Annotated in this window: 15 protein-coding genes; 8 read left to right on the top strand and 7 right to left on the bottom strand. The window is 74.1% G+C overall.

Annotated features, from left to right (window positions below):
• The first annotated feature begins 110 nt into the window (after positions 1 to 110).
• On the top strand, positions 111 to 1,013 hold the full coding sequence (locus HNR12_RS15250) for a Vgb family protein (RefSeq protein WP_179768120.1): 903 nt from the start codon (positions 111 to 113) through the stop codon (positions 1,011 to 1,013).
• A gap of 78 nt (positions 1,014 to 1,091) precedes the next feature.
• On the top strand, positions 1,092 to 1,766 hold the full coding sequence (locus tag HNR12_RS15245; RefSeq protein WP_308118504.1) for a CatB-related O-acetyltransferase: 675 nt from the start codon (positions 1,092 to 1,094) through the stop codon (positions 1,764 to 1,766).
• A gap of 63 nt (positions 1,767 to 1,829) precedes the next feature.
• Here the strand turns inward: HNR12_RS15245 and HNR12_RS15240 are convergent, their stop codons facing one another.
• Complete coding sequence (locus HNR12_RS15240; RefSeq protein WP_179768119.1) at positions 1,830 to 2,324, bottom strand: Clp protease N-terminal domain-containing protein; 495 nt, start codon at positions 2,322 to 2,324, stop codon at positions 1,830 to 1,832.
• A gap of 127 nt (positions 2,325 to 2,451) precedes the next feature.
• Between HNR12_RS15240 and HNR12_RS15235 the strand changes: the two genes are divergently transcribed.
• A complete protein-coding gene (locus tag HNR12_RS15235; RefSeq protein WP_179768118.1) occupies positions 2,452 to 3,174 on the top strand; it encodes a hypothetical protein in 723 nt (240 codons plus the stop codon).
• A gap of 41 nt (positions 3,175 to 3,215) precedes the next feature.
• Here the strand turns inward: HNR12_RS15235 and HNR12_RS15230 are convergent, their stop codons facing one another.
• Entirely contained in the window at positions 3,216 to 3,356 is a 141-nt protein-coding gene (locus tag HNR12_RS15230) for a hypothetical protein (protein ID WP_179768117.1), read from the bottom strand.
• A gap of 261 nt (positions 3,357 to 3,617) precedes the next feature.
• A complete protein-coding gene (locus HNR12_RS15225; RefSeq protein WP_179768116.1) occupies positions 3,618 to 4,313 on the bottom strand; it encodes a class I SAM-dependent methyltransferase in 696 nt (231 codons plus the stop codon).
• 228 nt (positions 4,314 to 4,541) lie between these two features.
• Between HNR12_RS15225 and HNR12_RS15220 the strand changes: the two genes are divergently transcribed.
• The 5 genes from HNR12_RS15220 to HNR12_RS15200 all read left to right on the top strand — a co-directional run bounded on the left by HNR12_RS15220 (position 4,542) and on the right by HNR12_RS15200 (position 10,611).
• Positions 4,542 to 5,432: an SDR family NAD(P)-dependent oxidoreductase gene (locus HNR12_RS15220; RefSeq protein ID WP_372451080.1), complete on the top strand. Its 891-nt coding sequence runs from the start codon at positions 4,542 to 4,544 to the stop codon at positions 5,430 to 5,432.
• A gap of 108 nt (positions 5,433 to 5,540) precedes the next feature.
• The gene (locus HNR12_RS15215) at positions 5,541 to 5,804 is read left to right on the top strand and encodes a phosphoribosyl-ATP diphosphatase (protein ID WP_179768114.1); all 264 of its coding nucleotides are present in this window, start codon (positions 5,541 to 5,543) and stop codon (positions 5,802 to 5,804) included.
• 84 nt (positions 5,805 to 5,888) lie between these two features.
• Complete coding sequence (hisG, locus tag HNR12_RS15210; RefSeq protein WP_179768113.1) at positions 5,889 to 6,743, top strand: ATP phosphoribosyltransferase; 855 nt, start codon at positions 5,889 to 5,891, stop codon at positions 6,741 to 6,743.
• Between the two features lie 304 nt (positions 6,744 to 7,047).
• Positions 7,048 to 9,723: an ADP-ribosyltransferase gene (locus HNR12_RS29535; RefSeq protein WP_179768112.1), complete on the top strand. Its 2,676-nt coding sequence runs from the start codon at positions 7,048 to 7,050 to the stop codon at positions 9,721 to 9,723.
• Positions 9,724 to 9,867: 144 nt separating this feature from the next.
• Positions 9,868 to 10,611: a hypothetical protein gene (locus HNR12_RS15200; protein WP_179768111.1), complete on the top strand. Its 744-nt coding sequence runs from the start codon at positions 9,868 to 9,870 to the stop codon at positions 10,609 to 10,611.
• Between the two features lie 422 nt (positions 10,612 to 11,033).
• Here HNR12_RS15200 and HNR12_RS15195 read toward each other — a convergent pair whose 3' ends face one another.
• The 4 genes from HNR12_RS15195 to eccCa all read right to left on the bottom strand — a co-directional run bounded on the left by HNR12_RS15195 (position 11,034) and on the right by eccCa (position 17,049).
• On the bottom strand, positions 11,034 to 11,426 hold the full coding sequence (locus tag HNR12_RS15195) for a hypothetical protein (protein ID WP_179768110.1): 393 nt from the start codon (positions 11,424 to 11,426) through the stop codon (positions 11,034 to 11,036).
• A gap of 87 nt (positions 11,427 to 11,513) precedes the next feature.
• Positions 11,514 to 12,554 carry a DUF6177 family protein gene (locus HNR12_RS15190; protein ID WP_179768109.1) on the bottom strand — a complete coding sequence of 347 codons (1,041 nt, stop codon included), beginning with the start codon at positions 12,552 to 12,554 and terminating at the stop codon, positions 11,514 to 11,516.
• A 2-nt stretch (positions 12,555 to 12,556) separates the two neighbouring features.
• Positions 12,557 to 13,048, bottom strand: coding sequence for a hypothetical protein (locus tag HNR12_RS15185; protein ID WP_179768108.1), 492 nt, complete (start codon positions 13,046 to 13,048; stop codon positions 12,557 to 12,559).
• Positions 13,045 to 17,049 carry a type VII secretion protein EccCa gene (gene eccCa, locus HNR12_RS15180; protein ID WP_179768107.1) on the bottom strand — a complete coding sequence of 1,335 codons (4,005 nt, stop codon included), beginning with the start codon at positions 17,047 to 17,049 and terminating at the stop codon, positions 13,045 to 13,047. The genes HNR12_RS15185 and eccCa overlap by 4 nt, the downstream gene beginning before the upstream one ends.
• Positions 17,050 to 17,129: the final 80 nt, after the last annotated feature.

Raw genomic sequence — 17,129 nt, 5'->3', positions numbered from 1 at the left:
CGGCGCGCTAATCGGGTTGTGCCCGGCCCCGCACACCGCTACGGTCACCTTCGCCCGTTTTGTCCCTGTACCGATCCCGCCCTGACCACGTCCGTTCCGAGGAGCCCCGCATGCCCGACACCCCGCCCGCCGCCGCGATCACCGAGATCCCCGTGGCCGGGCCCGAGGAGGGGCCCTACGGGATCGCCGCCGGGCCCGACGGCGCCCTGTGGACCACGCTCGTGCACTCCGGCGAGATCGCCCGGGTGGAGCCCGGCGGCGGGGTGCGGCGCCACGCCGTCGACGCGGGTTCGCGGCCCTGCGTGATCACGGCCGGGCCCGACGGCGCGCTGTGGTTCACGCTCAACGAGTCCGACGCCATCGGCCGGCTGCGTCCCGGCGGGGACCTCGCGGTGTTCGGCCTGCCGGCCTCCGGGAGCGGACCCTACGGGATCACCGCCGGGCCTGACGGCGCCCTGTGGTTCACCCAGATCACCGGCGGGCGGATCGGCCGCATCACCGTCGACGGCGCCGTCACCGAGTTCCCGCTGGCGGCGGGGGACAACCCCATGCCGTCGATGATCGCCGCGGGCGCCGACGGCGCCCTGTGGTTCACACTCAACCAGGCCAACGCGATCGGCCGGATCACCACCGAGGGCCAGACGGGCATCCACCGGCTGCCCACCGAGGGCGCCGCCCCGGTCGGGATCACCGCGGGCCACGACGGCGCGCTGTGGTTCGTGGAGATCGGCGCGGGCCAGATCGGGCGGATCACCGTGGACGGCGAGGTCGCGGAGTTCCCGCTGCCCGACCGCGCCGCGCGCCCGCACGCCATCACCGCCGGACCCGGCGGCGCGTGCTGGTTCACCGAGTGGGGCGCCAACCGCATCGGCCGCATCACCCCCGACGGCGGTGTGACCGGCTACGCCCTGCCCACGCCGGGCTCCGAGCCGCACGGGATCGCGGAGGGGCCCGACGGCGCCGTGTACGCGGCCCTGGAGACCGGCGCGCTCGCGCGCCTGCTCCCCGCCTGACCGGCGCCGCAGCCCGACACCGGAACCCGACCACCGCCGCCCGGTCCGCCGACCGGACGCCCGCAGCAGAGGAGCACCGTGCCCGCGCCCGACCCCGCCCGCCTGCACCCCACCACGCGCCCGGACCTGGACAACGTGGTCTTCCTGCGCAACCAGGTGACCTCGGAGTTCATCGAGGTCGGGGAGTTCACCTACTACGACGACGAGGGCCGCCGCGAGCCGTTCGAGCGCGCCAACGTGCTCTACCTCTACGGCCCGCAGCGGCTGGTCATCGGCCGGTTCTGCGCGATCGGCCCCGGCGCGCGGTTCGTGATGCCCGGCGGCAACCACCCCATGGCGGGGCCCTCGACCTTCCCGTTCACCATGTTCGGCGGCGAGTGGGCCGACAACACGCTGGAGGCGTTCCTGGCGCTGCCGGCCAAGGGCGACACCGTGGTGGGCAACGACGTGTGGATCGGCCGCGAGGCGGCGGTGCTGCCCGGGGTCACCATCGGCGACGGCGCGGTGGTGGGCGCCTACAGCGTGGTCACCGCCGACGTCCCGCCCTACGCCATCGTGGGCGGCAACCCCGCCCGGGTCATCCGCACCCGGTACGAGCCCCGGGACGTGGACCTGCTGCGCCGCGTGGCGTGGTGGGACTGGCCGGTGGAGCTGATCACCCGCCACGCGGCCGACATCATGACCGGCACGCCCGCGCGGCTGGCCGAGATCGCCGCGCGCGCCGCCGAGGAGGGCGGGCTGCGCGGCGCGTAGCCCGCGCGCCTCCGTCCGGTCGGACACCCGGCCGGACGGCCGCCCGACCGGGCGGAGGCGCGCTCAGGCGGCCTCGCCGAGCAGGCGCTCGGTGGTGCCGCGCAGGTCGGCGGGCGCCACGCCCGCGTCGGTGAGGGCCCGCAGGGCGCCGGGGTCGCCGGTGCGCAGGACCCCCAGCAGCACGTGGCCGCCGGAGATCGTGGTGTCACCGCGGTCCAGGGCGACGCGCAGCGACTCCTCCAGGGAGCGCTTGGCCGGACGGGTGAAGGGGATGTGCCCCCGGCCCGCCAGGCGGCCGAGGAGGCCGCGCCGGGGCGGGGAGGCGGTGCCGGCGGCTCCGGCGGGCGCGGGCGCTCCGGCGGAGCGCCGGACGGCCTCGCGCAGGGCGGCGAGGTCGGCGCCGTGCTCGGCCAGCGCGCGGGCGGCGGTGCCGCCGTCCTCGGCCAGCAGGCCCAGGACCAGGTGGGCGGCGCCGATGTGGCGGTGGCCCAGGCCGCGGGCCTCCTCCTGGGCGGAGACGACGGCCAGGCGGGCGTCCTTGGCGAAGCGCTCGAACATGTCACAACCTCCGAGGGGTCGGGTACCGCTGCGCTTGTCAACTTATGTTGACGACACCGCGCTGTCAACCTTTGTTGACGACTCTGGTGGGGGTGCCCCGACGCGCCGCGCGTGCGAGGATCCGGGCATGCTGACCGAGCGGATCGCCGCCGTGGACTGGGCGGCCATCCCCACCCCGGTGCTCGCGCTCCCGGCCTGGGCACCTGAGTCCACCTGGCGTCCGCCCGACCCGGCCGCCCCGCTGCGGGCGCTGGCCACCGCCCGGACGCGGTTCGAGGCGGCCGAGGCCGTGACGCGCCTGGAGAACTCCAGCGTCCTGCACGGGCACATGGGGGCGGTCTTCCCGGCGGCGGTCGCCGCCGCCCCGTTCCTGCTGGAGATCGCCGAACGGCCGGACGCCCCGCGCTGGACGCGCGAGGCCGCCCTCGACCTGCTCGGCGAGTTCCTGGTGCGGTATCCCGTCGCGGGGTACAACCGCGTGGGCGGCACGCCGCTGTGCTGCGCGGTGGCCGACCTGGTGCGCGCCCGCGCCGACCGCCTGCGCGCGCTCGGCGCGCCCGGCCGGGAGCTGCTGAAGGAGGCCGCCGCCCACTGGCGGTTCGCGGTCGCGGAGTCCTACGCCGAGCGGGACCGCCTGATCGCGTTCGGCCGGCTGGCCGGAGCGCCCCCGGCGGCCGGCACCCGCGCGGAGGCCGGACCCGAGGGGCCGGTCTGCGAGGTCTGGGTGGAGTACCCGCCCCAGGACGCCTCCGGCGGCCCCGCCGACGCCTGCCTGCGCCTCGCGGGCACGGCGGAGGCCCCCGAGGGCACCGTCCTGCGCCCCGCCGAGTGCGGCGAACGGCTGCACTAGGCGCCGCCCCGCCGGTGCCGTCGGCGAGGCGTCGGCGCTGGTCACAGCCCGTACACGTTGCTCCTCCTCGCCAGGACCCATACGTAGTACCACCGGTCCTCCCGGAGTTGGCGCGGGCTGTTCTCGGCCGCGCCCTGGATGACCCCCCATATCCCGCCGGCGCCCGCCGCTCCGAGGATCATCAGCGCCTCGTGTTCTTGGCGACGACGGGATTCTGGACCGGTTTCCGGCGACCGAGCATGGAGACAGGGTAGCCACGGGATTTCCGTACCCGGCCGGGATTTCCCGGGCGCTGGAGTTCCCCTTTTCATGAGGGGTTTTCGGATAACCGCGCGTGGCGCGGTGCCGCCCTGTGCAACCGCCCCCTCAACGCCGGCGGCCCCGGTGCGCTGGGCGCACCGGGGCCGGGTGGACGGGGAGACGCGCGGAGGCCGGCGACGGAGTCAGTCCTCGGCGGGCTTGCGCAGGTGGTGGATCCAGGCCGGCGGGAGGTTGGCCAGCACCGGTTCGGTACCGATCCCGTAGCGGTTCACCCACTCCTCGACAACCCAGCTCGACCGCGCCTGGCGCAGGTAGTCGGCGCGCGGCGCGATGACCGCCTTGACCTCCTTGGTGTAGAGGTAGCCGAAGAACGACAGGTGGCCGCCGGGGCGCAGCACGGAGAAGTAGTACTCCATGATCTCGCGGACCTCTTCGGCGGTGAAGTTCGCGAAGGGCAGCCCGGAGACGATGACGTCGTAGCGGCGGTCGGGCCCCATGTTGGTGACCGGCATCTGGTGCACGGTCACCCGGTCGGCCACGCGCGACAGCTCCGGGTCGGCCACCAGGAGCTCGGCCAGGTGGCCGGTGAACTCCGGGTTGGTCTCGACCAGGTCGAGGGTGTCGCCGGGGCGCATGTGGGACGCGATCGCGCGGGAGACCGCGCCGGTGCCCGCGCCCGCCTCCATGACGGTCAGGGGGGCGTCGGGGTCGTCGCGTTCGTCGAGGAACCGGGCCAGCCGGTGCGCCAGCGCGGGGCTGCTGGGCGCGACGGCCCCCGTGGCGCGGAACGTGCGGATTGCCTGACGGATGAACAGCCCGGCGTCGCGCAGATGGGAGTCGAGACCGGCGGGCTGCAGGGGTTTCTGTGGCGCTGCCATGCCCAAACCGTAGTGCCTGGGGTGCTAAGCGCCCGGTTGGCGGCGCCGGTGTGTGGCGTGGAACACTGCGGTCCGCCGCCGTACACGGGTGAGGGAGCAAGCCATCGCGGTCATACGGCATCGGACGGGAGTACAGCCGTCCAACCCCGGCGGGCGCGGGCGGCCCCGCGCGCCCGCGCACCGGGGGAAAATCAGGCCACCAGGTCGATGGGAAAGGGTGAGGATCTCGTGAGCCAGTCCGAGCACACCGGCCGGAACGCGGCCGAGGCGGCGGACGGCGGCGGCCGGCACCGCCGCACCGCGCTGGTCACCGGCGCGTCGTCGGGCATCGGCGAGGAGTTCGCGCGCCGCCTGGCCGAACGCGGGTACGACCTGGTCCTGGTGGCCCGGCGCGCCGAGCGCGTCGAGGCGCTGGCCGCCGAGTTGGCCGAGCGGTTCGCCGTGGGCGCCGAGGCGCTGCCCGCCGACCTCGCCGACCCCGGCGGCCTGGCGCGCGTGGAGGACCGGCTGCGCGCCGACGGCTCGGGCGCCGCCGCGCCGGTGGACCTGCTGGTCAACAACGCGGGCCACGGCGGTGGCGGCGAGTTCGCCCGCCAGGACGTGGAGGAGGTCGACGCGCTGCTGGCCCTCAACGTGCGCGCCCAGCTGCGCCTGGCGCGCGCCGTGCTGCCCGTGCAGCTCGCCCGCCGCGAAGCCGGCGCGGGCCGCGTCCCGCCGCTGGGCGTGATCAACGTCTCGTCCATGGCCGGGCAGCTCACGGCGGCCCCCGGGTCGTCGGTCTACGCCGCGAGCAAGGCGTTCCTCACCTCCTGGAGCCAGAGCGTGGCGCTGGAGGTCGCCCCGCACGGGGTGCACGTCACGGCGGTCCTGCCGGGGTTCGTGCGCACCGACATGACCCAAAGCCTGCAGGACAGCGGCCGGCTGCCCGAGCCCGCGTTCGTGCCCAAGGACCGGGTGGTGCTGGAGGCGCTGCGGGGCTGGGCCGCCGGGTGGGCCGTGGTGGTGCCCGGACCCGTCTACGGCGCGGCCGACCGGCTGCTGCGCCTGGTGCCGCGCGGGCTCTACCGCGCCCTGGCGCGCCGCTCCGGGGCCCGCAAGGTGCTGCGCGAACTGGACTGACGCCCCCCGGAGGCCCGCGTGTCACCGGCTGTTCGCGCCGCGCGGGGCGCGAGCGGGTACGCGCTGCGCCTACCCTGGTAGGGCACGCCTGGCCCGAGGAAAGTGACCATGAAGACCTTCGATGAGCTGTTCGCCGAGCTGTCCGAGAAGGCGCGCTCCCGTCCCGAGGGCTCGGGCACGGTCGCGGCCCTGGACGCGGGCGTCCACGCCATCGGCAAGAAGGTCGTCGAAGAGGCCGCCGAGGTCTGGATGGCCGCCGAGTACGAGTCCGACGACTCCGCCGCCGAGGAGATCTCCCAGCTCCTGTACCACGTGCAGGTGCTGATGCTGGCGCGCGGGCTGCGCCTGGAGGACGTCTACCGGCATCTGTAGCCGGTCCGGGCGCACGCCCGCGCTCCGGCCCGGCCCCGCCGACGTCCGCGTCCGCAGCCACGACACCTCAAGGACTCCTCACCCATGCCCGACATGCTCCGAATCGCCGTGCCCAACAAGGGCCAGCTCGCCGAGCCCGCCAGCGCCATGCTGCGCGAGGCCGGATACCGCCAGCGCAAGGACTCCCGCGACCTCGTGCTGGTCGACCCCGAGAACGACACCGAGTTCTTCTTCCTGCGCCCCAAGGACATCGCCGTCTACGTCGGCGAGGGCATCCTGCAGGCCGGGATCACCGGCCGCGACATGCTGCTGGACTCCGGCGCGCCGGTCGAGGAGGTGCTGCCGCTGGGCTTCGGCGGCTCCACCTTCCGCTTCGCGGCGCGCAACGGCGCCGCCATGACCGTCGACGACCTGCGCGGCAAGCGGATCGCCACCTCGTTCGAGGGGCTGCTGGAGCGCTACCTGACCGAGCGCGGGATCGAGGCGCGCATCATCCACCTCGACGGCGCCGTGGAAAGCTCCATCCAGCTCGGCGTGGCCGACGCGGTCGCCGACGTCGTCTCCACCGGCACCACGCTGCGCAACGCCGGCCTGGAGCTGTTCGGCGAGCCGATCCTGACCTCCGAGGCGGTGGTGATCCGCCGCACCGGCGCCGCCGACGACCCCAAGATCGAGCAGCTGCTGCGCCGCCTGCGCGGCGTCCTGGTCGCCCGCGACTACGTGATGATGGACTACGACGTCCACGCCGAGAAGCTGGACGACGCGGTCGCCCTGACCCCCGGCATGGAGGGGCCCACGGTCTCGCCCCTGCACCGCGAGGGGTGGGTGGCGGTGCGCGCCATGGTGCCGCGCACCGCGGCCCAGCGCATCATGGACGATCTGTGGGAGCTGGGCGCCCGCGCCATCCTGGTCACCGACATCTACGCCTGCCGGCTCTAGCCGCGCGGCCGGGGCGCGCCCGCGCGGGCGCGCCCCGGCGCCGGACGGCCGCGCCCGCCGCGCGGTTCCCTCCGCCCCGCGCCGCTCGGGACCGGTTCCGGCCGCGCGAACCGCTCGCCCGCGCGCGTTCGGCGCAGCATCATGGACACGGGACCCCAGGTCCCGGCCCCGGACGCGGCCGGGCGCCCCCGTACCCCCAGACGGGAACCGTCCGTCCGCCGCCGTGGTCCAAACCACTGGTGGGCAGCGCCCGGATCCGGCGCCGCCCCCTGTGCCCACAGGATCGACCCATGGTGGTGCCGCGGTGAGCGACGGTGTGATCGACCCCAATGCGATTCCGATTCCGCAGGTCAAGCCCGAGGATCTGCGGACCGCCGGCGACGCGTTGAAGAACGACGGCACCGCGATCCGCGACGCCGGAAGCGACATCAAGTCCGAGTGGGACCGGCTTGAGGGCATCTACATCGCGCCGGAGTCGGGCGTGCTGCTGGGCGCGTTGAACCAGGTGCCGACCAAGGGCGAGGAGTTCAACACGGCCGCCGCGGTTGTTGGCGGGGCGCTGCTGACCTTCGCCGACCGCGCCGAGGAGATCAAGGGCCGCCTGGAGACGCTGAAGGCCGACGCCCAGGAGTTCCGCGACGAGATCGAGGGCGACGACGACTGGCGCGAGGACGAGGACAAGGTCAACCGGCACAACGACCTGAACAACGACGTGCTCGCGGCCCTCAACGACTACATGGAGGCCGAGCGGGAGTGCGCCAACGAGATCACCCGGCACTTCGGCGGCACCACGTTCGTGGCCACCGACCCCGGCGGCGAGACCGGCCTGGGCCCCAACCAGCGGGCGTACGGCTACACCGAGGCGCCCGAGAACGTCGAGACCCCCTGGGCCACGCCGCAGGAGCATGACGCGCCCTGGTATGAGGACGTGTGGAACGGGGTGGCGGACTTCGGTGTGGGGATCGCCGAGGATCTGGGGGCGATGGTCGGCCTCTACGGCGAGAACGGGTGGGGTGTCGGTTCGTGGAGTGAGTGGGGGAGCAATCTCGCGGGCAACTGGGGTGACACGCTGGCGGGTCTGGGGAGCCTGGTGGGGGTCTATGGGGAGGACGGCTGGGGGGTGGGCTCCTTCGGTGAGTGGTGGGGCAACTTCTCCAGCGGGTGGACGGAGTTCGCGCACGCGGTCGTGCCGTGGCGGGAGTGGGGCGATCGTCCGGGCTATGTGATCACGCAGGGCGCGTTGAACGTCGGGAGCATGTTCCTGGGCGGTGCGGGGGTCTTCAAGGCGCTGGCGCGCGGGTCCCGCGCCGTCGGCGGCGGCAACGGAAACGGCAACGGCGACGGGGGCGACCAGCAGCAGGCCGACAACAACCAGTCGGCGAACACCAACCAGTTGCAGCAGATCGGCAACCAGACGGGGCAGCAGACCACGCAGTCGCTGCAGCAGGCCCTGGACGGCCTGCAGGTCGACCAGAGCCGGATCGACGGCCTGCAGCAGGTGCTCGACGACGCCGACCAGGACCTCACCCGGCAGCCGGCCCCGGTCGAAGACGGCCCCGGCGGCACCCAGCCGCTGACCGTCCGCTACGAGCCCGTGGGCGGCGGCGACGAGGGCGGCTCCGGTGGTGGCGGCGGCTCCGGCGGGGGCGGTGGTGGTACCGGCGGCGGTGGTGGCACCGGGGGCGGCGGCGACGGTCAGCAGTCCGGCGGCCAGCAGCCGGACGGTCAGCAGTCCGAAGGACAGCAGACCGACCCGCCGAACACCGACCCGGCGAACCTGCCGAATCGGACGACCGACGGCGGCGGCGACCCGCTGGCCCCCGACCCCGACGGCGTCCCGGTCCGGGACCCGGGCGACACCGACCCGAACGGCAACGCGGACTTGGACGCCGATCCGGACGCCACCGCCCCCGGCCCCGACCCGGCCCCCGAAGCGGAGGGCGACGCCGACGGCGGCGCCCCCGACCCCGACCCGGCTCCGGACCCCGACGCGGCCCCGGACGCCACCAACCCCGACCCCGATCCGGCCCCTGACGCCGACAGCCACCCGAGCGCGGACGGCTCGGACTCCGACGGCGACTCCGACCCCGCCACCACGCCCGACCCCCGCGACTCCTGGCCCGGCCGGGTGGACCCCGACGGCGTCCGGCGCTTCGGCACCGACGCCGACGGCGAGACCTACGGCGAGGACGTGCTGGGTGACAACTACCGCAACCTGCCCGAGGACCAGCGTTTCGCGGCCTACGAGTACACGCGGCACTCGTGGCCGTTCAACCCGATCGCCCGGGACCCGGCCTCCATCACCCGGCACCTCAACAACTGGTGGAACAACAGCGGCGGGCCGGGGGCGGAGTTGATCGACATGGTGGGCGGCAACCGTGCGGTCCGCCTGCAGGACATCCTCGACGCGGTCGGCCGGACCGACCTGAATCCCAACCAGCGCTGGCTCGTCGACGACATCCTGAACGACGCCGACCCGGCGGCTCGGCTGGACGGGTGGATGGAGCGGTCAGGCGCGCGCGAGCGCATGATCCAGTCCTACGACGGGTTCCCGTCCTCTGACGACCTCCTGAACCGCATCGACACGCTCGACCGGGCCATGGAGAACAGCCGGCTTCCCGAGAGCCTGGAAACGCTTCGCGGGCTGCACGACTTCACCCACCTGGACGGCTTCGACCCCGGCAACCCGGACGTCTTCGACGCCCTGCGCCAGTTGATCGGTGTGCGCCAGGTGGAGCGCGGCTACATGTCGACGTCGCTCGGCAACGAACCGGCCGTCATCGATGGAAATCCGTACCCCTACAAAATCAATTTCTCACTCCCTGCGGGAATGCGGGCCCTCTGGATGGGAACGGAGAGCCACTATCGAACCCAGCGGGAACTCATCCTGCCGCGGGACATGGAGTATATAATCACGAATGTTTCACGGAACCCGGACGGGAGTATCCGCATCGACGCGGAGGTCGTCAACCCCAAATGAGTGTCAGCCGCGGGCGAAGAGAGGTGAGCGGTGAGTAGCGCCGGGCAGGAGCCTGACCAGCCGGTACCCCGATGGAGTCCGCCTGCGGCCGGGGCGGGGGCCGCACCGGGGGCAGGCGATACGAGTGCCGGGTCCCAGGAGCCGGTGCGCTACCTTCCCGTGGAACTGAACGGGAAGCCGATCGGGTACGTGTATGTGTCGACTCGGACGCGCAGGGCTTCCTTTGTTCGGATTCTCTCATCGCAGGACAACACCGCCGGTTTCGAGGCGGCCATGAAATGGTCGGAGCGATTGGAGCGGGCGCGCAGGAAGCCGTACCTGGACAAGGCGGTTGCGGAATGGATCGGCGCTCCGCAGGACGAGAAGGCGGGGCGCATTCCCGAGGGCGCCCGGTTCACCACAGCGGAGAGCGTGGAGGCGCTGACCCGGCTCGCCAATCCGGGCTACTCCAAGCCGCCGCTGCCCTCGGCGTCGGGGTACCTGCCCGACGGTGCGCCGGTGGACCGGCCGGCCACCGCCGCGCCGCTGGACACCTGGCGCACCGATGACCCCGACACCTACCGCATGGCGACCGACAAGCCGGTCCTCTACCTGCCGGTGCGTGCCGCGGACGGCACCCTGCTGGGGCACCTCTGGGCGTCCCAGGCGGATGAGGACAACGCGGCCGGGTTCGCGCGCGACACGCGTGCCGACGCAGCGGCCTCCCGCGCCGCGGGCGTGTGGCTGGACCGGCTGAACGCGTACCGGCGGCAGGGCCTTGCCCCGCGCGAGGCTCTGCAGCGGGTCCGCGCTTACCCGGCCGATCCGGTGGCCGGTGCGGTACCCCAGGACGCGCGGGCCAAGGAGGCCGGTAGTTCAAAAGAGCTGCGCCTTCTCGGTCGCCGCTGAGGGCGGCGGTCGCCCGGGCGTTCCTCGAAGGAAGCCCGGCGACCCGGCCGGGAAGGCGCCAGCCTCCGCCTCATGGTCCTGACGGAGCGCACCACCGCAACCGCCGGTGACCCGGCGGCTCCGCCGGGCCGGCCGCCAACTCGTCGACGCTCTGAAGAACCTGATCGGTGTCGCGCAGAGCGATCCGGCGCACCTGTCGGGTGGCCCGGTTCGATGGTTGAGGGGATCGTGGACGGTGGCGACAACGCTTCCTCGGGTTCTGCGGGCAGTGGTACGCGGCGGTGGACAGCGCCGAGGCCAGGCCGGGGACCGGCGGCCGGGTGGGGCCGCTCGTTCCGGAACCGGAGGGACCCGGGTCCCGCCCGTCGTCCGGACGGCTCCCGCGGCCGCCGCGGCCGCCGGTGCCCCGCGGCCTTGGCGGCCTACCCCGGGGCGAGGCGGACGAATCCGGTGAAGTGCGGGACCCGGTCGCCGGGGACCGGGGTGCCTCCGGGGCGGTTGAGGGCCTCGGTGATGTCGGGGTCGGGGGTGCCGTAGACGTCGAACCGCTCCACGGTGCAGTGCTCCATGACCTCCTTGATGTAGGGGTCGGAGAGCCGCCAGTGGGTGCGCACGGCGTCGCTGTCGGCGTAGACCTGGAAGCTGTAGGCCAGCATGCGGTCCTCGTCGATGTACACGTTCACCATGAGCTGGGGCGCGTGCTCCTCGACGAAGGACACGGCGCGGTCCACGGCCGCCTTGAAGGCGTCGAGGTGGCCGTCGGCGATGCGCATGGTGTTGCGGAAGAGAAGGGCTCCGTTGCCGTGAGTGGTCATGGGCCCATGATGGGACATGAACCAAGGTTGAGGTCAACGGTCCGCGCTCGCCGCGCCGGTGCGGGTCCGCCGGGGCCTTCGCGGTGGTCAGGAGGGCCGGGCGCCGTCCTTGGGGCGCAGGTGGTGCATGAGGGCGTTGAATTGCCGCCACGCCTGGGGATCAGTGCCGTCGCCGAGTGGGTACCACAGTGCTGGAGCGTGTGAGGGTCCCACACGCTCACCCGGTGCGGGGGCGCTGTCGGCGTGCGCGGTGCCGATCTCGGCGACCGTGTCGGGGCCGATCGCGACCCCCACCGGGACCGGCGGGCCCGCCCAGCGCGGTTCGTAGGTGAGGTCGGGCCGGCCCGCGAGCCGCTGCACGGTCATGGTCTTCAGCACGCCGCGTTCGGCGAGTTCGGCGGCCACCCCGCGCAGGAGCTCCAGGGCGGGGGCCTCGTCGCGGCGGTAGCCCACGGTGAACACCACGGTCTCCTTGACGCCCTCGACCACGCGGGTGGTGCGGTGGGTGCCCAGGAACCGGTGCGGTGCCACCGGAGGTCCGGTGAACACCGACCAGGTGGGCTGGGGGGAGCGGCGGCGGCCGAGCGCGGTGAGGGCGGCGCGGTCCCAGGGGGTCAGCGCGGGTTCGCTGGTGCCCCAGCCGGCGGGGTCGGCCTCGCCGAAGACCTCGGCCAGGTACTCCACGGCGTCGCCCAGCAGGAGGCCCTCGCGCGGCTCGCGTATCAGCCGGAGGTCGATCCACAGTTGGCTGCCGGGGTCGGAGCAGGGGCGGCGGAAGGTGGGCGAGGGGCCGTCCTCGGGGCGGGCGCGGCGCACGACGAACCCCGACCGCTCGTCCCACACCAGCGGCACCCCGGAGAAGCCGTCGAAGTGTCCGCTGCCGTCGGGCTCCTCGACGACCCAGCGGGCGTTGGGGTTCTGCAGGACCGTGCGCAGCGGGAGTGTGACGCGGGCGTCGGCGGGGGTGAGCACCTGCAGGGCCCGGCCGCCGGCGCCGCACATGGCCAGGGCGTCGGTGAGCCACGACGACAGCGGCACCACCGGGCGGTCCTGGATGACGACCGCGGTTTTGTCGGTCATGACGTCGACGGCCGGGTGCTGCCGCACGGCGGGGGAGGGGGCGGCCATGGTCAGTTGTCCCGCCTTTCCGGCTGCTGGTCGTGGTGGGGCTGGGGGGCGGTGCCGGCCGCGCCGGGGTGGTCGGGGGCGGGCGGCGGTGGCTGGTCGGCGGGGGCGGGCAGGGGGTCGAGCGCGCCGGGCGGCGCCGGGCGCGGCGACCACACCAGGCCGCCCAGCCGCTGGACGAGCCCGCCGGCGAAGCGGTGGGCCAGCCCGGCCGGGCCGGGGTCGGCGCCGGCGGCGCGGGCCTCGATCCACCAGCAGGGGTCGGGCAGCTGCGCGGCGATGTCGGGGCCGAGCAGGCGTTCGACCTCGCCGGGCACCCGGACCTCCTGGGCGGCCTCGATGCTGAGCAGGGCGCGGCCGGAGCCGTCGCAGAGCTGGATGACGGCGCCGTCGCCGGCGCCGACCACCTTGAGGTCGGGGTGGGCGTCGACCATGGCGTCGACCAGGGCCCGGACGTCGGGCGCCTCGCGGACCAGAGCGACCACGTCGTATGTCACCGGTTGTCTCCCCCGGGGTCGAGGATGGCTGTCTGCATGAGACGCGGGGACTGGCCCCTGCGGATCCATCGGCCGCGGCCGGGCGGCTGGGCGCTGGCGTAGACCTTCGGGAAGAGCTGGCCCTCGCTGCGGTCGCCCGACATCAGCACGGCGCTGGTGCCGATCTCGCGCATGGCCAGCACGAGGGGGTCGAAGAGGCCGCGGCCGGCGCCGGCGACGCGGCGGGCGACCACGAAGTGCAGGCCGATGTCGCGGCCGTTGGACACGAACGGCACGAACGGGGTCAGCGGTTTCTGGCCGGCGGTGGTGAGGACGTCGTAGTCGTCGACGAGGACGACGATGCGCGGGCCGGGGACCGTTCCGGAGTCGATCCGGTCGGGGTCGGCGTCGTCGGGCATGCGCTCCTCCAGTTCCTTGGCCACGCCGCCGGCGAGCCCGGCGCACACGCGGGCGTTGCTGGCGTAGCCGCCGAGGTAGGGCTCGGGGATGGCGTTGCGCAGGGTGCGGCGGGGGTCCATGACCGCGAAGACGACCTCCTTGGGGGAGTAGCGGGCCATGAGCCCCTCGGCGACCAGCCGCAGCAGGTTGGTCTTGCCGCACTCGCCGTCGCCCAGGACGAGGAGGTTCTGGTCGCGGTCGAAGAGGTCGAGCAGGACGGGTTCGAGCGCGCGTTCGTCCACGCCCAGGGGCACCAGCGGCTCCTCGGCGGGACCGGGCAGGGTGGCGGCGGGCAGGTGGTGGGGCAGGACCCGCACCGGCGGGGCCACGGGGCCCTTCCACGCCGCGGCGACGGCGCGCGCGGTCTTCTCGACGACCTCGCCGAGGTTCTCGGCGTCGGCGGTGGCGTCGATGCGCGGCAGGGCGACCTGGCCGAACAGCTTCTGGTCGGTGAGGGCGCGCCCCGGGGTCTCGGCGCCGATGGTCTGGGCGAGCTTGCGGTCGATGGAGGAGTCGGTGGCGTCGTTGAGCCGGAGTTCGATCTTCTGCCCGAAGTTGGACTGCATGGCGATGCGGACGTCGTTCCAGCGCAGCATGGCGGCCACCACGTGGATGCCGAAGCCGCCGCCGCGCTGGAGGAGGTCGTTGACGATGTCGTTGATCTCCTCGAAGTCGGTGCGGATGGCGCCGAAGCCGTCGACGCACAGGACGACGTCGGCGCTGGGGAGTTCGGGGACCTCGCCGCGGGCGTGCATGCGGCGCAGCTGCTGGACGGAGTCGATGCCGCGGTCGCGGAAGACCTCCTGGCGGTGGTCGAGCATGCCGCGCAGCTCCTCGGCGGTGCGGCGGACGCGCTCGGTGTCGGTGCGGGCGGCGACCCCGCCGACGTGGGGGAGGTCGGCGACCGCCTGGAGGCCGCCGCCGACGAGGTCGAGGGCGTAGCAGGCGACCTGGGTGGGGGTGTGGGTGAGCGCCAGCGACATCAGCAGGGTGCGCAGCAGGGTGGTCTTGCCGGTCTGGGGCCCGCCGATGATCGCGACGTGGCCGCCCGAGGCGGCGAGGTCGATGCTCCACAGCCCCTGCCACTGCTTGGCGGGGTCGTCGAGCACGCCGACGGGCACCCGCATGGGGCCGGGCGCGTCGGGCAACCGCAGGCCGTGCGCGCCGGGCTGGGCGGGGCCGGTGACGAGGTCGAGCGTGGTGGCGGCGGGCAGCGGCGGCAGCCAGACGCTGCGGGCGCGTTCGCCGGCGCGGGCGAGCTGGCCGACCATGACGTCGAGCAGGGTGGGGCCCACGGTGCGGTCGGGCAGGGCGGGTTCGTCGTCGGGCGCGGGTTCGGTGCCGGGTCCGGCGGCCTGGGCGCCGTTGAAGGCGGGGTAGGCGTAGACGGGCGGGGGGCCGTCGGCGTGGTCGGCCTCGTCGGCGGCGACGGGGCCGCGGTAGGCGCCGGAGACGTAACCGGCCTTGAACCGCTGGTAGACGCTGGTGTCGACCTTGAGGTAGCCGAACCCCGGCAGCGCGGGCAGGTGGAAGGCGTCGGGGCTGTCGAGGACGGTGCGGCTCTCCTCCTCGGAGAAGGTGCGCAGCCCCAGCCGGTAGGACAGGTAGGTGTCGAGGCCGCGGAGCTTGCCGCTCTCGATGCGCTGGCTGGACAGCAGCAGGTGGACGCCGATGCTGCGGCCGATGCGGCCGATCGACAGGAACAGCTGGATGAAGTCGGGCCGCGCGGTGAGGAGTTCGCCGAACTCGTCGATGATCACCAGCAGGTGCGGCAGCGGCGGCAGCGAGGGGTCGTGGGCGCGCTTGTAGTGGTAGTCGGCGATGTTGGCGACGTTGCCGGCGTCGCGCAGCACCTGCTGGCGCCGCTGGACCTCGCCCGAGAGGCTGGCGTAGGCGCGTTCGATGAGCGCGGCGTCGTCCTCGAGGTTGGTGATGACGCCGGCCACGTGGGGCATGTCCTCGAACGGCGCGAAGGTGGCGCCGCCCTTGTAGTCGACCAGCACCATGCTGACGCGTTCGGGCGGGTGGGTGGCGGCCAGCGCGATGACCAGGGTGCGCAGCATCTCGCTCTTGCCGGAGCCGGTGGCCCCCACGCACAGGCCGTGGGGGCCCATGCCCAGCTGGGCGGACTCCTTGAGGTCGATGATGACGGGCTGGCCGAGGTCGTCGACGCCGACGGGCACCCGCAGGAAGGAGCGCTCGCTGCGCGGCGCCCACAGCCGGGCGACGTCCATGTCGCCGGGGTCGCTCACGCCGAGCATGGTGGGGAAGTCGACGCTGCCGCCCTCGGTGGCGGTCTCCTCGACGGACTCGCGGCTGAGCCGCAGGGGCGCGAGCATGCGCGCCAGGCCGGTGAGGGTGGCGGGGGTGACGCGGTCGACGGTGCCGGTGGTGGTGGCGCCGGCGGGGTCGGGGCTGCGGAGGTCCTCGACGCGGACGCGGTCGCCGTCGACGGTGATGCGCACGCTGACGTCGCCGGGTTCGTCGACCTGCCGGGCGGCGAGGTGGATGACGGTGGCGCCGAGGTGGGCGGGGGGAACGGCGTCGTCGGGGCGGGCGAGTTCGACGGCCACCGAGCCGTGGGTGTCGTGCACCACCACGAGCCGGCGCATGAGCTGGTAGGTCTCGCGCTTGCCCATGCCGCGGCGGACCTCGGCGGCGAAGTCGGTGCGGCTGCGGAGTTCGTCGGAGAGCAGGGCGCCGAGCCTGGCGGGGGTGGGGGCGATCAGGCGGGTGGGTGCGCCGCCGTCGCGCCGCTGGGGGTCGAGGGCCTGGGGCAGCCATTTCAGCCAGTCCCAGTCGTCGGCGGCCGAGGCGGGGTGGGCCACGGCCAGGGCGGTGTCCTCGGGCGCGTGGAAGGCGCACAGCTGGGACAGGAGCGCGCGCATGAGGCGCATGACGTCGGCGCGGTCGCCGATGACGCTGACGTTGCCGACCATGTCCAGGGGCACGGTCAGCGGCATCTCGGGCACGGTCGCGAACCGGCGGATGGCGGCCTGGGCCTCGGACAGCATGAAGGGGTCGGTGGGCGTGAGCGCCGACCCGCGTTCGCCCAGGACGAGCGGCTGGCCGGGCACGGCGCCGGTGCCGATGCGGACCCGCAGGAAGTCGGGGTCGCGGCGGCGGCGCTCCCACAGCCGGGTGGGGTCGCGGACGATGTCGTAGAGCGCCTCGGGCGGGGGGTCGAGGAGCTGGGCGCGGGCCCGGGCGTCGCGTTCGCGCGAGCTGAGGTCCTCGCGCAGCTCCTCAAGGTACTCCAGGTACAGCTCGCGCTGGTTGCGGCGCTGGCGGGCGGCCTGCCCCCGGCGCGACAGCAGCATGCCCAGCGCGGCGAACAGGGCCACGACCAGCACGAGCGCGCCCAGCGCCATGAAGGCGGGGTTGCGCAGCACCATCATGATGGTGAGGGAGCCCATCATGGCGACCATCGGCAGGATGGTCATGAGCTGGTTGCCCTGGGCGTTGCCGTCGGGGAGCGTGGGAGGGGCCTCGACGTCGTAGGGGTCGCGCGGGGGCGGCGGGTGGACCGTGCGGGCCGGCCGGTGGACTACGCGGGTGGTCACCCGGCACTCCTCTCGGGGGAAGCGAGCGGATCATACGCTGGTGCGGTGGGGCACTCCCTTACCGTAATCGGGCACTTCCA

The sequence above is a fragment of the Streptomonospora nanhaiensis genome, assembly GCF_013410565.1.
GTDB classification, from domain to species: domain Bacteria; phylum Actinomycetota; class Actinomycetes; order Streptosporangiales; family Streptosporangiaceae; genus Streptomonospora; species Streptomonospora nanhaiensis.
Note: the sequence above shows the minus strand (reverse complement) of the source record. Positions and strands in the feature narration are given on the sequence as shown.